Here is a 15480-nt window from a genome sequence, read left to right on the forward strand (position 1 = left end):
GATGGCGACGGGCATGCACGCGCGGCTCCGTATCTGGCCGTCGTCAGTCCGACGGGCTACTGCAGTACGCGCAGGGTCACCTCCAGCGCCCCAACCACATCCGTCCACTCGCCTGGAATCGCCTGCCGGAACAGGCGCGCCGTTGGATACCACGGACTGTCGTCCTGATCCCGTAACCAGCGCCACTCGGCCGGAGACGGCAGCAGAATCCACACCGGCCGGGCCAGCGCGCCAGCAAGATGCGCGACGGCAGAATCCACACTGATCACGAGATCCAGCGACTGGATCAGCGCTGCCGTGTCGGCGAAGTCCGTCAGCTCGCTCTCGAAACGGCGCACAGCCGTATCCGCCAGCCGGTCGAGATCACGCGCGGGGACCACTTTCTGCAGGCTCACCCATTCGATCTGCGTATCCAGCAGCGGCAGCAAGGTATCCAGCGACAGCGAGCGGTTGTGATCGTTGCGGTGCGCGGGATTGCCCGCCCACGCGAGACCCACCCGCGGCCTGCGCTTCTCGCCGAGCAGCCCCTGCCATTTCTGTACCCGTGGCAAATCCGGGTACAGGTAGGGCACCCCAGCCGGAATCGTCTGCAGCTCGGTCCCGAAAGCCAGCGGCAAACTGAGCAGCGGGACATGAAAATCCGTCTCCGGTAACACCTCCCCGGCCGCAATTACACGCACGGGCGTACGCAGGGTCGACACCAGCGAACGTAGTGCCGGCTGGACCTCCAGCACGATATCTGCACCCGCTTCCTTCAACAGCGCGACATACCGGCAGAACTGCAGCGTGTCGCCAAAGCCCTGCTCCGCATGCACGAGGATGCTGCGCCCATCAAGCGATTCCTCACCACGCCATAGCGGCTGACGGAACGCTCGCCGGTTCAACTCACCGTCCGGATCGCGCGCCCGCCATTCATAATCTAGCCAACCCCGAGCCAACTCTCCCTGCGCCAGATACAGCGATCCGCGCGCGAAGTGCGCATCCCGATGATCCGGATCAAGCTGGATCGCCCTGTCATACGCCTGCACCGCTGCGTCGAGTCGCCCCATTTCGTACAGCACATTGCCCCGGTTCATCCAGTTCGTTGCGTGATCAGGGCGCAGCGCAATGGCCCGATCAAGCGCATTCATGGCTTCGTCGTAGCGATGCATGTCTTGCAGTACGTTGCTACGGTTTCCCCACGCCTCGGCCAACCGGGGATCCATCTTCAGTGCTGCGTCGTAGCTCTGCAGCGCAGCCGCATACCGCTGAAGAAACCGGAGTGCGGTACCACGATTACAGAGCGCATCGACGGCTTGCGGAGCGATCGCAAGCGCCTCGTCATACGTCTCCGCCGCGTTCTCATACTCTTTCATGTGCAGCAGCGCATTGCCACGACAGACCATGGCACGCCAGTGTCCAGGCTCGAGCGCAAGCACACGATCACTGCGCTGCATCGCCTCCGTCGCGCGACCCAGATGCTCCAACGCGACCGCACTGTTATAAAGCGCTTCGATAAAATCTGGCTGGATCGCAATGGCTTCATTGAAACTCGCCAGCGCCTCGCCTGCGCGTCCGAGGTCGACAAGCGTACGGCCCCGTGCCGAAAGCATCGCCGCATTGCCCGGCTGGATTGCGATCGCCCTGTCGTAACTATGCAATGCCTCTGCGTGCCGGCCCAAGTCTCGCAGCACGTGCCCGCGGTTGTAGAACGACTCGAACGATCGAGGATCGACAGTAAGCGCCCGCGCATACGTGTGCAGGGCCTCGTCGAGTCGGCCGAGTGCGCGCAATGCGCTGCCCCGATTACACAGTGCGTCGAGCACCAGGGGCGACACCGCCAGTGCCCGGTCATAGGCCGACAGCGCCTGTTCGTGCCGGTTCAGGCCTACGAGTGTATTGCCGAGCCGCACGAGGGTGTTGACGTGATCGGGATTAATACTGAGGGCGGCGTCGAAATGCCGGAGCGCCTCCTCCACCCTTCCGTCCGCCGCCACCACTGCCCCCAGATCCGCCAGTAGCATGGGTTCGGGTTCGAGCGCAACCGCCCGCCGCAGCAACAACTCCGACTGCTCCGCATGTCCCCGTTGGAACTGGACCACGCCGTAGAGGTGCAGCACGCCGGCATGATCAGGCGCATCCTCGAGTATGGCTTCGTATTGCTGCGCAGCTGCATCGAACCGCCCATTCGCATGCAGCTCTCGTGCAGCAGCGATCCTGGCAGGGGACGGCTGGACAGACCCGGGTGCAACCACATCGGGCTGTCCATTCAAAGGCATTTCTTCCTTCATAGATATCGCTCCTCGAAGTCGTCAGCCTCTGCCCGATCAAACCGTGGTTGTCGCATGCCATCGGGTTGAGGTCCAAATCAGATTAACGGCTATGCCGTAACATCGCGATGAACAGTTGTACGTACAAACAAAACCAGGGCAGTAAAACACCGCACACTTGAATCACATGGCTACTGCGCCAGTGGAAAGGTTCGTACATACTGCTCACCCGGACTTTCCGTCCTGATCGTGATCCGCAGTCCACGCGGCAGCGGAATACCCTGCGTCGTTGAATTTGAAATCCCGTGCGCCTTCAGAAAACTCGCATATACGTCATCGACCCGCCACTGCTGATCCGTCCATCCGACAGGAACCAGCCAGACTTCAATGCCCATTGAGCGGACGTCGTCACTGATCGTGACGCCGGCATAAGAATCCATGTGATGCAGGCTTGTCAGCAGATCCGACAGCGAGTTGAGCGGCGGCGACGCACTACGCAACAGGACATGCCCCTTCAACTGGTAACGCACAACCTGCAACCGTGACCGGGGGCTCCCCGCCCCAACATGCCGGACGATGACGAGTTCATCTGGTAGCACGAGGAGCGGGGGACCAAATACCTCCCCGGGATCCACGAGGTTCAGTACGTCGTACTGCATCTGCGAAAAGTAACGGCCCAGCGAGCGAATCTCGCTGAGATTGTCCACCAGGCTATTGCGGCTGCGGATCGCAGCATCGAGTCCGCGCCAGGCCATCACGGCGACGACCGACAGCAATGCGATCGCAATCAGCAGCTCGATCAGCGTAAAACCAGCTGTGCGCCGCGGGGCCGGTGATCTACTGGAATGATTCATTTTCGATCACCGTCACGGCGTCTGCCAGGATGTCGGCTGTCGCGCCACCGCCGTACACACGCACCTCGACCTCGCGTAGCAACGCGCTGTCGAGCTGGGTGACGGTTTCACGGCAGACAAACAGATAATGTCCCTGGGGACACGGGAAGGTACTGCGGCCAAGCAATGGCCATTGACCCGCGGCAACGATCGAGGCCAGCACGTTATCGGCACTCCATGCAGCGAGCAGACGCGAGCGCGCCATCTCCACGTTCGTACTGAGTGCACCCAGCGCCATCAGCACGGCCCCCATTGCAATGGCCACGATAGCCAGCGCAATGAGCACCTCGATCAGCGTGAATCCGCGCGACTGTCCTCGGCTGCCCTGCCACTTCATGCCCGTCATGGCCCCTCGCTATCGCGATGCGTGACCTGCGTCCTGACCAGGATTGGCACAGTCTGTCGCCGACCGGCAGCCACACGACCGGCGGCTGACATCAATCCTGGATGGGTATCTGTGAATAATCGTAGTCGCCAGGCATGGCGAAGCCGTGTCTGATTGTTCGTACAACCAGAGAAAAATCAGGCGCGCGATGCGTATCAGATCGAGCCGTTTCGACCCGCTCGTTCAGGTATGACCTGTGACCGGATGTAGGAGACGAATTGTTCGATAGCGTCGGACTCCGGCAGGTTTCCCGTATCGATCACATGGTCGGCAGCCACTGGCACTTCATACGGTGACGAGATGCCTGTGAATCCCGCGATCTCGCCGCGGCGCGCGCGACGATAAAGACCCTTCGGATCGCGAGCCTCGCAGATAGCGAGACCGGCGGAGAGACGGATTTCATGGAAGCGGGCGCCAATGATTTCCCGCGCCAGCACGCGGCCGCTGTGCAACGGCGAGATCAGCGACGTGATCACGACCATGCCGGCATCGGCAAGTATCTTCGCAACCTCGGCCGTGCGGCGCATGTTTTCAACGCGATCCCCCTCGCTGAAACCGAGATCGCGATTAAGGCCAGCACGCAGGACATCCCCGTCCAGCACACTGACCCGCAGACCGGCTTCAAGCAGTATGTTTTGCGCACCATATGCCAGCGTCGACTTCCCTGCGCCAGAAAGCCCGGTCAGCCAGAACACGGCACTGCGGTGCCCGTCGTCGTGCTCTCCCAACGCAGGATTATTCGGAGGGATCCGGTTCATCGCTCTCGTCATCACCTTCGCGCAGGCGACTCTCCCACATCCCCCCCTGCATCGTGACAACGGAAGGCCTCTGGTACCACTGCTCCGGGGAGAGGATCTCCGCACGCCGTATATCCGGCAGGACATGGACATCGAAAACCTCGTCCACACCGTTGTGGAAGCGAAGAATTCCAAGGATCTTGCCCGATGCAATGTCGAGTGCCGCCACCCCGGCAACGAGGTCACCGTCTTCTTCAATCGGCAGGCCCTGCGGCCCCCGTTTGTCGCGCAGCTTGGACAGGCCCACAAACATCACGCCACGGTAAGCAGCCAGCCCATGCGTGAATCCAGGCAGCTTCGCCACAACCGTGCATCGGCCCGTCTCCGGATCCACGCGCAGCACCTGCCCACGCCCACCCTCAAGCACATACAGATGACCGTCGATGATACGCGGCGAATGCGGCATCGACAGCCCCGCCGCGACAACCCTGCCCGAGGGAACCTCCATGAGCACGCCGCCGGATGCCATGTCATCGCGCCATCCATAGGGGGTGTCGGTCGTACCCAGCGCCGTGGCAAACCGGAGCTTGCGCTCGTGGAACGCCATCCCGTTCAGATGGCAACGATCGTCCGGCGTGAATTCCTTCACGAACGGCGGCTTCCAGAGCGGCGTAAAATTGAAGTGTCCGTCAATCACACTGATGCATGAATAGCGCGTGTTGACTGCCAGCACGATCTGCCCGTCAAAAGCCATGTCGTGCAAATCACAATACGCCGTGTAGAAGCACTGCCGCGGAACGAATATGGAATCGTAGTAATCGGGGCGATCGGGATAAAGTCCTGCGATCCCCCGCACGTTCGAGAAGATCATCAGTTCGCGTGCCGTCGCGACCGCGATACGGTCCCGCGACACGGCCATACCCATTGAGCGCGGGAGCAGACACGCCGACAACGTTGGCACGCCCTGATCGACGCCCAGCAATGCGACGCCCGAGGGACGACGGCTGATGGCAAGCGTGCAACCGAGCTGCTCAAGCACGGGCAGGAACCTGCCTGTGTCCTGCAGATTGATCAGCGGCGCCCAAGCCCCCGTTTCGTCCCGCGTCGCTTCACCCCGCTCTGCCACCTTGCCTGCCTCAGTCTCCATGCGACGCCCTGTCAATATAGCTCTGTGAATCGCTCGTGCAATGCGCGTCCCCGTCCACCGCTTGCGCAGCAACCTGTGACGGCAAGAGAAAACGGGACGCAGAGCGCAGGGAAAACAGGGGTCATCATCCTGAAGGGATCGCACATCATGTCCTGCACAGGCCTGCGGTCGGAATGCCGGCCATCTCTGTCCACGCCCCGAAGATGCCCAGTATAGGTAGCGCCTGTGGCAGTGCGATTGCGAAAGGTACGTACCATCGGGATGTTGATCCGAGTCCAGGCATCTTATGCCCGGAGATAGAACCGGTCACGAGGAGCTAGTGGAGTTAGCTCCATTTCTGTCCGGGAAAGACGCTTGATATTCAGCAGTCGACCCCATCGACGAACACCCGCTCTACCCGCTCCATGACGACATCTTCGAGCAAAATGATTCCGCTACCTGCCCTTCATCCTGGTCGGAAGCGCTTGCGGATATACATCCTCACAAGGAACGCGAGCCACCGCGGGCGAACGATCTGAGTGGCGAGATAATCGCGGAATGTCCACGGTGTGCGGGGCACCTCGACCTCGCCAGTCGTCAGGATCACGCCGATGTCTAGCGTAACGACGGCCACGATCATCTCAGGAAAATTTAACGACCTGGAACCAAGTATCGGCCTGAAGATGTGCTCAATGTCGATGTCGAGCCGCAGCAGGTCGGCAGCCTCGACCTTCCTGTCCTGCAATCGTGTGGAATCGCACAACTCCTCACAACGATAGGACAGGGGCCACCGGGTCTTGAACGATCTGGCGTGCCAGCAAAGTTCCTTGATGGCGATCGGCTTGTCTTCCCGGTGCGAGACGTCCAGCCTGAGCGAATGAACATCGTCGGTGATACTGGAATACGTCACCGTGTGAGTCAGGTCCAGAACGGGTTTGGCACGCCGCGGCCGGGCATCCTCGATGCGCGCCCGGACACTCTGCCGGTAATTGAGCAGACCAACCAGCGCCATCACCGTCGGTACGGCAAGCGAGATCACTTCCCTGATTTCCATTCCGATTCCCCGTATCGTCCAGCCGGGTCGCTCCGCCCACCTCAGCGGACCAACGAACCCCATGTTCCAGCGCGCCTTTTCGTTGGCGCTAGTAGTCGTGCCACTCCAGAAGTCCAGACGCCCGGCGAAGTGCACTCAACCTATATCCCGGCCGGTGCCCGCGCAACCTCATTGTCTCCGCGGATACAATGGCGCATCACGCGTCGGAGCAAAGTCATGGATTCGGGAGAGAAGCAGGAAACCCGCTACGAAATCGTCGTTTCTACCACCGGAGACACGGTGTGGGTCAATGGAGATGACGGACTGTGCTGGGCACGCTTCAGCAAGCGCTGGGGCATCGACGTACATCGTAGCGAGGCGATGCCTCCGGCCGACAGCGAATGCCTGTACTGCACTCACAGCAAGGCTGGCGTGGAGGAATGGGCGGTTTTCCGTGCAGAGGTGCTACGCCACCATCGGGTTGTCATTAACACCGATGCCCTGACATTTGACTGAGCCGTACCCGGCAGGCCTTCCTTCGCTCACTGCACAGCAGCAGATACGATCCCTCCTGGGCACGCGTCCTCACAGATCTCATTGGTATCGATCGACGATCATGTACATGAACTCCTGGCTGCGCAGACAGGGAACATCCTCTCCCTGTCAGGCAGACCTGCCAGCGTGACTCCTCGACGCGTCGTTCACACACGACGCATGCAATCCGCCTGAGAGGGTGATCGCTGTACCAACCGGTAAAAACGCCGGGGAACGCGATGCCAACAGCACAGCAGGGAGTGCATCACTGGAGGGTGCAATCGTAGCCCTATCCCGTGGCAATACGATTTCGGAAGGTACGTACATTCAGGCAGCGAGCTGGTCCGCCGTGAACCAGCACTGCTGATCTGGGTACGTGAGATGTCTGCGACCACCGCCGCCCGCTCACGGAGCGACCGGAACAGACACCCGCCGGGACGCTCAGGAGTGTATACCGGGCACGTCAGGGGGCAATGCGTCGACGTGGCGGTCCTGCGCACCGAGCGAATGCACAAGCTCATGCCACTCCTCGATGGGTACCAGGCAGGCGACCGCAATCCCCTCGCTGTAGATGGTCACACAGGCCCGCTCGGCCAGACGCAGGATTTTTTCCGGATCACGATCGAGTTCTTCCTTCGTGACAGCCAATGCAGGTATCGACGTAGTTGCCATTTGCGTTCACCCATGAATTGAACCGCATACCCCTGCAATGCCGCGCCCGTCCTGCTCTCGCGCTTCCGCACCGGGTACCTCTACCCGGTACCTCCCGCGAGCCACCTGACCAGGCCTGTCCTGCAACCTGGAGACGCCAGCCAACCATCTTTCCAGCGGATATCGTTTACAGATCGGGATCAGTCATCCCTCTACCCGGCCGGCAAATTTCTCTCGTGGCGGGCCACTCTGGACCACACGATGCACCATTGCTGGCAACACGATCACGGAAAGCAACCGACCTGACATCAGGATAAACGTCATTCGTGAAGCCGGCTTGAATATTTATCAGTACACTTTATTAAATTTTGTTAACCCGCGTTTCATGAGGAAATATTTCGGAATGGATTCCGGCTGTCGCGCAGCCGGTTCCAGCATCCGCATCGCTCCACAACAGGTGTACCGAACCCGTCCGCCGGGCTCAACCCCGGCCTCCACACGTAGTCCCACGCTGCTATTCTACGGAAACTGTTGATGAGACCATCGAGGCGCCGTAAATATCCGTAAGCGCCCACATTTATTAACCACTTCACACTGAAGCGGCAAACACCTGGCGACAGGGCCCTTTCCGCACGACCGCGCAGCCTTGCTGTAATGAAGACGCGCGGCATCAGACCACCCGCAAACCAGCCTCGAGCGTGGATACCACCGGTATCACGCCCGGAGCAACCATCGGTAGAACCCGTCACGCTGATCCGGAACATGCATCGGATCTCGATGCATCGATCCGGGCTGGCGATCTACGATGTGCAGCGCTTCGCGTTCCATGCTGCGCGCAACCACCGGGCCATACGCATACCCATACCGCCCGTCGGGTTTCGCCATGGCCAGGAGAGCGCGATCGCCCTGGCCCTCTCCGCAACCAGCCGCTCTGCCCGGAACCTCGCGTCGCCACGGCCCATGCGCGTCACGATGTGTGTTCCACCGTAAGCAGGTTCATCAGCGACGATTCTCGCCCGCAACGAATAGACGTATGTGGTCAAACGAAAGCTCATGCCCGGAACAGATGTTCAGGCAAAGCAAGCTGTCTTTCCCCGGCGCCCGGACCGGGCGGACCATAGCCCCCGCACCATCATGGGCCGTGCCACATCGCACGCCTTCCGGTCCGCTCTGGTCTGACTCAGGCCAGGCGCCCATATTCTCCAAAAAATGGTATAGACATCGCGCCCAGGGCACCGTGATTTTTTTGTTTCACAAACGACGTACAACTGCTCCGGCCGGAGCCCAGGCATTCAAACAATATACCGCGAGGCAGGCACGCACTGGACGCATCGGTACGGGATGAGTGGGAGGCCATATCGGATTGACCGACGTCTCCCTTATATTCAGGATGACGTATTTATGAATGGGAAAGTATGATCACAACCAGGACAGACTGCGGCTGGACAAGGCACCCGGGTGAATACGATCCTCAAGCCACGCCCCCCAACACCGCTGAAATCAGGTTGCCGATCGGGCAGTCCGAATATATAATATTAGCCATATTATGCCGTATAGCCTTCTTCTTCAGCCTGCCGAGCCCAAGCACACTCTCCAATTTATGGGGAGCAAACGGTGCCGGCAGCAGATCAGGGCAACAAACGACAGCAGCTTGTGCGCACGGTGGGACGCGCGCTGTCGGTACGCCGGAAAGCACGCGGGCTGACACAGGAACAACTCTCCGAGGCAGCCGGTCTGACGCAGGCGTCGCTGTCCCATATCGAGCGCGGCATTGTTGCCCCGAGCCTCGAACGGCTCGCACAACTCGCCGAGTTGCTGGACTGCAGCCTCGGAGAACTGCTCTCGGAAGTGGCCACCGGCCCGACGGACCGAGCCATGCGGATTCACGAAAAACTGGCGTCCCTCACTGCTGCCCAGCAGGAATCGCTGGAACGCCTTATTGACGATGCAATCGCGATGATCTCGGATCCTCGCCCGTCACCCAGGAAGCGCGGCCGCAGCAGCACGCCATAGCCCCCTACTGGCGCTGCTCCGATCTCCAGCGGTGCATCAACGGGCAACCGGTCGGGGTCACACAGGGAGTGCGAGATGGAGAGCATGCCTGGCAACGACGCCCCGTCCGAAGCGTGGCCCACGGTCACCAGGCAGGAACGCAACCGCATTCAGGTGCTCAACGATCAACTCCGGCAGACCGAGCGGTGGATCGACCGCTGCAGCCGCGACATGGCACTGGGCTATGGCCTCGCGACGCAGGCCCGGCAGGTAGCGGGCGGACTGGCCGAGGGTGTGACGCTGAACGCAACCGTGCTGTTCCTCTCGCGCGAAGACACGTCAGACACCCGCCCTGGCAACGACAGCGTCATTGCCCGCTTCGAGGTCCCGCTACTTCCCGGTGGAATACCGGACGAAAACCCGGAGGCCGTCCGCCGGCACGCGATACCGGTTGCTCCGCGAGACGCAGACGGCTGGTGCCACCTCTTTCTGGAGCTCTATCATCGCGCCCTCGCAGGCAACCTGGCGAAGCTGCTGAGCATTGACGCGCTCAGGATCGAAGTTGCGCTGGTGCAGCAGCAATGGCTCGCATGGTGACGGATCGGCACGGTCAAAAGAATCGGCGCGACGCATCATTGCATTCACCCGGCAACGGTCTATATTGAAAAAATCGTTTACTGAAAAGCCCCGGCCACCATCGACCTCGACGCCAGCAAAAGCGTCTGACACACGGCAGGGTCCGCCTGAAGGAGAACGTCCCATGGGTATCCTTAAACTCGCGATCATCATCGCCATCGTGATCGGTGCGGCGAAGGGAATCCAGCTGTTCAACCGCCACTGCCGGCGCCGCTTCGGCCACACCTTTTTCACAATGCGCAGCTTCTGGATCGCCGCCATCGGTATCAACCTCGTCTGGTAGGGCATTTATTTCTGGGCCAATGCCACGCTCCACCACACGCCGATGTCCGACGGGCTGATCCTCATGGGACTGGGCGTGGCTACAACCGCATGGCTGATCTACGAAAACGTCCGGGACACGGATCTCGTCCACGGCGTCGGAGGCACCTCGCTCCAGCTCGCCCTGTTTTTCCCGCTGGCCCTGTGCAGCTTTCCGCTGCTGATCATCGTGATGGTTTTCATGGTCGTCGCATCGTTCAAGGCCGGCCCGGCCTTGTTCGTCGATCGCTGAATACCCACTCGCATACGGGCCGGCGCGCGTTACCGTGCCGGCTCACGGCAGGGGTCCCCGATTCAATATTAGCGGTACGCGCCCATGTAGGCTTCGATTGCCGTCACGGCCGCGCGAACGTGCGGCTGCTTGCGAAGATCGCGGTGATAGACCAGATAGAACGACTGAGTAGGTCCCATGCTCTCCGTTTCGACACGAACGAGGTCCGTGTTCCGCGGGTCTTTCTCGAGGAATGCCGCAAGGCCGACGCCCTGACGAACCGCTTCCACGATTGCTTCCATCGAACTCGAGCGGAACGCGAACCGCGTCGCGCCGAGCATGCGCATCCATTGCTCGTGCGGCAATCCTTTCCAACGCTCGTCGAGTCCGACAAACATCTGCGCCGACGCCTCTCCCCGGGCGAGCCGACGCGTAGGCAGATGGCGCCGCACATAGTCCGCGGATGCGAACAACGCGAACCGGAAGCTGGCGAGATGCTTTTCCACCAGCACATTCGAAGTGGAGCGCGTGAGGCGAACGGCTATGTCCGCCTCACGTGCGGCCACATCCGCCATCCGACTCTCTCCCACCAGCTCGAGATCGACAAAGGGATACGCTTCGCGGAACGCGAGTAGCGAGCGGGTGAGCGTTTGGGCCATGCCATCCGGCACGCTGACCCGCAGCGTCCCGGCCACCATGGTTTGATCCCGGCGCAGCGCATCGAGACCGTGCGCCAGCCCTTCGGCCAGCCGTACCATCCGCAATGCCTCGGGCTTCAACTCAGTGCCCGACTGGCTACGGTACACCAGCTGGCAGCCCATCGCAGCTTCCAGCGCATCCAGTCGGCGTGCGGTCGTGGATGTCGAAAGACCTAGTGCCTTGCCCGCGGCGAGCAGACTCCCGGCTCGATGCACCGCCAGAAGAATGCGCAGATCGTCCCAGGAAAGTGTTTCCATATATGGATATCAGATTACCGCAATATTCTGTATACAGGAACACCCGGAATTCGCAAACTGGACCCATGAAAATCATCCTGATTGGCGCGGGGCGGATTGGCAGCGCCGTGGCCTTCTGCCTTGCGAACGCCGGCCATGACCTCACCGTCGTGGCGCGAGGTGCACGCTTCGACGCGCTCAGCCGCGATGGCGCAATCGTCACCGTCGACGGACAACGCATGCCGGTCAAGGTCGAGTCGGCGCTCGATCCAGCCACGCCCTACGATCTGGCGATCGTCACCGTTCCCGAACACCTGGTCGCACCGCTTTTGCCGGTGTTGTCGGTGAGTTGCGCTCGTACCATTTTGCTGATGTTCAATACGTTTCAAGGCACCGAACCGTATCGGAGCGTCGTGGGCGCGGAACGCTTCGTCTTCGGGTTTCCGAATATGTCGGCTTATCTGATTGATCAGCGGTTACGCTTTCGGGTGGATGGCCCTGGCATGGTGACGACGCTGTCAAACCCCGTTGTGGCGAAACTTTTCAAGGAAGCCGGGATACCGAGCGAAGTGGAGGACGACATGGACGCATTCCTCCGAAGTCACGTCGCGCTCGTGGTGCCACTCTTTCTCGCTGCATTGCTCACGTGGCAGCGCGCCACTCAACTTACATGGTCCGAGGCAAAACGGCTTGATGTTGCCTGGACGGAAGGCTTCGACGTGGTCCGTAGCCTGGGCCACGCGCCGAAACCTCGTCTGCTCGCGACGCTTTTACATATGCCGTCATTCGCGCGCACGGGTGTGTTGTGGCTTCTGAGTCGCTCGCGGCTCGTCAAGGATCTCGGTGATTTCGGCCCAATGGAGACACGCGCGCTGATCGATGAGATGGCGGCAGCCGCGCCCGGCAAGACTCCGCACTTGCTGGCGCTTCGACCTTAGCTCGCGGAGAGCCGCTTTCCATTCTCAAAGCACCATCGATAAACGGAGATGGCGAATGTCGCTTCCGGGTTGCGGATTCAACCGGTCGATTCTGTTTGCAAGGACTTCCCCCCCGAACGATTGTAACGATCCCAGATCGTCCCGACGGTGGCGGGAAGCTGCCTACGAATGATCGCCCGCCCACACCAATGGCCGTCGTGCGTTCCATGGTCGAGACTGTTCAAGTTGTCCAGCGAGACGCAGCAAAATATCTTCCCTGGCGAAGCCGGCCGCAAATTGCATCCCGATCGGCAAACCTGTCGTGGGATCGCTCTCGAGCGGCACCGACATGGCCGGCACGCCGGCGACATTGAACGGCGGGGTGAACGGAGCATGACGGAACACGCGATCCGTCCACTCGAGTCCATCCATCGAATCCGCACCCTGACTGTACGTGCCAATGGCCGGTGCGCCATGCGGCAAGGTCGGCGTCAGCAACACATCGAACTGTTCGAACCAGCCGCCTATCGCGCGGGTGACGACGTTACGCAAATCGAGCGCCGCCGCAAACTCTGCAGCACTCGCGCGCTGCCCATATCGGACGCAGGCCAGCGTGGTGGGTTCGAGTGTCGTTTCGTCGATGGCGCGTCCCGTTGCCGCCGCCAGGCCCTCGATCCAGCCGACCAGCGTGCCGGTCCAGATGATCGCATTGGCCCGGACCAGCGCTTCCCACGCAACACCCAGACTGGGCATGACCTCGAAAACATGATGGCCCAGTCCTTCGAGATGACGCGCGGTCGCCTTGGTCGCCGCCGCAATCGCCGGGTCGGTGCGATCACCGTTCCACGGATCGACCATCAAGCCGATCCTGAGCCGGCCGGGATCACGGCCGACCTCGGACAGAAAGCTTTGTGCGGGCGCGGCGGTGACATAGGGCTCGCCCGTGGCGTGGCCTTGTATGGCATCGAGCAGCGCCGCACTGTCTCGGACGGTGCGACTGACGCCGAGTTGCACGCCGAAGCCCGCGAATACCTCGTCCAGCGCCGGTCCGTTCGAACTGCGCCCCCGGGTCGGTTTGAGCCCGAACAGGCCGTTATAGGCCGCGGGAACACGAATCGATCCGGCCGCATCGGTTGCATGCGCAAGCGGGACAATGCCGGCCGCAACCGCTGCGGCCGAGCCACCGCTCGAGCCGCCCGCGCTCAAATCGGGCTGCCATGGGTTGCGGGTCGCCCCCTGCATAGCAGATTCGGTGGTGGTGCTGAAGGCCATCTCCGGGGTCGTCGTCCGGCCAATCGTGACGAGTCCAGCGTCGCGGAAACGGCTCATCAGCCAGGAGTCGCCTGGTGCAACCAGCCCTTGCGCGAGGCGGCTGCCCAGCTCCAGCCGCTTGCCCGCCATCGAGATGGCGAGATCCTTGATCAGGAAAGGGACACCCGCCAACGGCCCGCCGTCGTCGTGCGCGCTAGGTCCGCTCTCGTCGATCGCCCAATGTTCGATCACCGCGTTGAGGCGCGGGTTGACAGCGTTCGAGGCCGTGCGTGCCAGTTCGCTGAGTTCAACTGCAGTCACTTCGCGCTTTGCAACCAGCTTTGCTAAACCCATTGCGTCGTAGGAAGCGTATTCATCAAGTTTCATGTTCTTCTCCGGTTCGGTACGGAGAAGATAGGCGATCCCTGGCCGCTTGATTAGCCCGTCGCGATGGCAAGTATTACCCCATCAGTGGGACAATCAACCTGCTAACTTTAACTTCGACACACAAGCACGGTTCGTGACAAGTTCGCCAATGACAAGGGATCTGAACGATACGCTGATCTTCCTTCGAGTCGTCCGGGAAGGCAGTTTCTCCGGCGCGGCATCGGCATTGCAGGTGCCGAAAACGACCGTCAGCCGACGCGTACAGGAACTGGAGCGGCATCTTGGCGCCCAGTTGCTGCACAGGACAACACGCAAGCTTCGGCTTACCGAAGCGGGCGAGGCGTACTTTGAACAATGCCACGCCATTGCAGGGCAGCTCGATGCTGCCGAGCACGCCGTCCACCAGCTTCGCGCGGGTCCGCGCGGCTGGCTGCGTGTGACCTTGCCCTATTCCTTCGGGGTCGCATGGATCGCACCGCTGATTTCCGGTTTCTGTTCGCGCTACCCGGAGGTCCGACTCGAGATCGTCGCGACGCATGTGACGCTCGACCTGTTTGCCGAGGAAGTGGATATCGCACTACGGCTCGGTGTGCTCCCGGATTCAAGCCTGGTTGCAAGGCGACTCGGCAGCTTCGCCACCTCGGTCTATGCAAGCCCCGGGTATCTCGAGAAAAATGGCGCACCGGCCGGCCCCGACGATCTGCGCCATCATCCGGCCTTGACACTTCATCAGGCACGCGGCGACGGCGGTTACACCTGGCCCTTGCACAAAGCCGGGCGCAAACCGCGACACTACGCGCTTAACCCGGTGATCGTCGCCAGCGATCCCGCCTTGATTCTCGACGCGGCACGCGCCGACCAGGGTGTGATCCTGGCGATGGACATGAGCATGGAAGAGGAAGTCCGAACCGGGCGGCTGTGTCGTGTCCTGCCGGAGTGGGAGGGTCCTCCGCAGGACCTGAACGCGATTTTTCCGCGTGAACGGGTGCCTTCGCCGAAGGTACACGCGTTTGTTCAGTACCTGCGAGAACGTCTGGACTTCGTCGGCCACAACAAATGACCCAGGCCATTTTCCGACGTTATCTCAACGCACAGTGGCGGCCGGCCATGCGACTCAAGTTGATCGATCTCATTGGACTCGCAATTGAACAACGGAAATCTCTCCCCCAGATTGGACTCGAACCCGCCCCTCCCTCAAGGTATGACAGGCCGGTCCCTATAC

General features: G+C 61.2%; 16 protein-coding genes. 7 read left to right on the top strand and 9 right to left on the bottom strand.

Annotated elements, in window-relative coordinates:
• Nucleotides 1-56 precede the first annotated feature (56 nt).
• The 6 genes from CY652_RS13790 to CY652_RS13815 form a co-directional block, all read right to left on the bottom strand.
• Nucleotides 57-2270 carry a tetratricopeptide repeat protein gene (locus CY652_RS13790; RefSeq protein WP_102131266.1) on the bottom strand — a complete coding sequence of 738 codons (2214 nt, stop codon included), beginning with the start codon at nucleotides 2268-2270 and terminating at the stop codon, nucleotides 57-59.
• Nucleotides 2271-2440: 170 nt separating this feature from the next.
• Nucleotides 2441-3103: a PulJ/GspJ family protein gene (locus CY652_RS13795; RefSeq protein ID WP_102131267.1), complete on the bottom strand. Its 663-nt coding sequence runs from the start codon at nucleotides 3101-3103 to the stop codon at nucleotides 2441-2443.
• Nucleotides 3087-3488, bottom strand: a complete 402-nt coding sequence (gene gspI, locus CY652_RS13800; RefSeq protein ID WP_102131268.1) for a type II secretion system minor pseudopilin GspI — start codon at nucleotides 3486-3488, stop codon at nucleotides 3087-3089. The genes CY652_RS13795 and gspI overlap by 17 nt, the downstream gene beginning before the upstream one ends.
• A 194-nt stretch (nucleotides 3489-3682) precedes the next feature.
• On the bottom strand, nucleotides 3683-4285 hold the full coding sequence (cysC, locus tag CY652_RS13805; protein ID WP_219723742.1) for an adenylyl-sulfate kinase: 603 nt from the start codon (nucleotides 4283-4285) through the stop codon (nucleotides 3683-3685).
• Nucleotides 4263-5411, bottom strand: a complete 1149-nt coding sequence (locus CY652_RS13810) for a TIGR03032 family protein (RefSeq protein ID WP_102131270.1) — start codon at nucleotides 5409-5411, stop codon at nucleotides 4263-4265. Before CY652_RS13810 ends, cysC begins: the two co-directional genes overlap by 23 nt.
• Nucleotides 5412-5856: 445 nt before the next feature.
• Nucleotides 5857-6444 carry a hypothetical protein gene (locus tag CY652_RS13815; RefSeq protein WP_102131271.1) on the bottom strand — a complete coding sequence of 196 codons (588 nt, stop codon included), beginning with the start codon at nucleotides 6442-6444 and terminating at the stop codon, nucleotides 5857-5859.
• A 216-nt stretch (nucleotides 6445-6660) separates the two neighbouring features.
• Between CY652_RS13815 and CY652_RS13820 the strand changes: the two genes are divergently transcribed.
• Nucleotides 6661-6939, top strand: coding sequence for a hypothetical protein (locus CY652_RS13820; protein ID WP_102131272.1), 279 nt, complete (start codon nucleotides 6661-6663; stop codon nucleotides 6937-6939).
• A gap of 459 nt (nucleotides 6940-7398) precedes the next feature.
• Here CY652_RS13820 and CY652_RS13825 read toward each other — a convergent pair whose 3' ends face one another.
• A complete protein-coding gene (locus tag CY652_RS13825; RefSeq protein WP_102131273.1) occupies nucleotides 7399-7629 on the bottom strand; it encodes a hypothetical protein in 231 nt (76 codons plus the stop codon).
• 1593 nt (nucleotides 7630-9222) lie between these two features.
• Here CY652_RS13825 and CY652_RS13830 point away from each other — a divergent pair.
• The 4 genes from CY652_RS13830 (at nucleotide 9223) to CY652_RS25050 (ending at nucleotide 10789) form a co-directional block, all read left to right on the top strand.
• The gene (locus CY652_RS13830; RefSeq protein ID WP_102131274.1) at nucleotides 9223-9621 is read left to right on the top strand and encodes a helix-turn-helix domain-containing protein; all 399 of its coding nucleotides are present in this window, start codon (nucleotides 9223-9225) and stop codon (nucleotides 9619-9621) included.
• 75 nt (nucleotides 9622-9696) lie between these two features.
• Nucleotides 9697-10197 carry a hypothetical protein gene (locus CY652_RS13835; protein WP_102131275.1) on the top strand — a complete coding sequence of 167 codons (501 nt, stop codon included), beginning with the start codon at nucleotides 9697-9699 and terminating at the stop codon, nucleotides 10195-10197.
• 163 nt (nucleotides 10198-10360) lie between these two features.
• Entirely contained in the window at nucleotides 10361-10519 is a 159-nt protein-coding gene (locus tag CY652_RS25045) for a hypothetical protein (protein WP_308410386.1), read from the top strand.
• Nucleotides 10520-10561: 42 nt separating this feature from the next.
• Nucleotides 10562-10789: a hypothetical protein gene (locus CY652_RS25050; protein ID WP_308410387.1), complete on the top strand. Its 228-nt coding sequence runs from the start codon at nucleotides 10562-10564 to the stop codon at nucleotides 10787-10789.
• A gap of 68 nt (nucleotides 10790-10857) precedes the next feature.
• Here the strand turns inward: CY652_RS25050 and CY652_RS13845 are convergent, their stop codons facing one another.
• Nucleotides 10858-11724, bottom strand: coding sequence for a LysR family transcriptional regulator (locus CY652_RS13845; RefSeq protein WP_102131276.1), 867 nt, complete (start codon nucleotides 11722-11724; stop codon nucleotides 10858-10860).
• 65 nt (nucleotides 11725-11789) lie between these two features.
• Here CY652_RS13845 and CY652_RS13850 point away from each other — a divergent pair, with 65 nt between their 5' ends.
• A complete protein-coding gene (locus tag CY652_RS13850; RefSeq protein ID WP_180970590.1) occupies nucleotides 11790-12641 on the top strand; it encodes a ketopantoate reductase family protein in 852 nt (283 codons plus the stop codon).
• Between the two features lie 162 nt (nucleotides 12642-12803).
• Here CY652_RS13850 and CY652_RS13855 read toward each other — a convergent pair whose 3' ends face one another.
• Nucleotides 12804-14258 (bottom strand): amidase, encoded by a 1455-nt coding sequence (locus tag CY652_RS13855; RefSeq protein ID WP_102131277.1) that lies wholly within the window; start codon nucleotides 14256-14258, stop codon nucleotides 12804-12806.
• A 148-nt stretch (nucleotides 14259-14406) separates the two neighbouring features.
• On the opposite strand from CY652_RS13855, the gene CY652_RS13860 reads away from it, so the two are divergent.
• On the top strand, nucleotides 14407-15318 hold the full coding sequence (locus CY652_RS13860) for a LysR family transcriptional regulator (RefSeq protein ID WP_102131278.1): 912 nt from the start codon (nucleotides 14407-14409) through the stop codon (nucleotides 15316-15318).
• Nucleotides 15319-15480 lie beyond the last annotated feature (162 nt).

The organism is Burkholderia sp. WAC0059 (assembly GCF_002870125.1).
Lineage (GTDB): Bacteria > Pseudomonadota > Gammaproteobacteria > Burkholderiales > Burkholderiaceae > Paraburkholderia.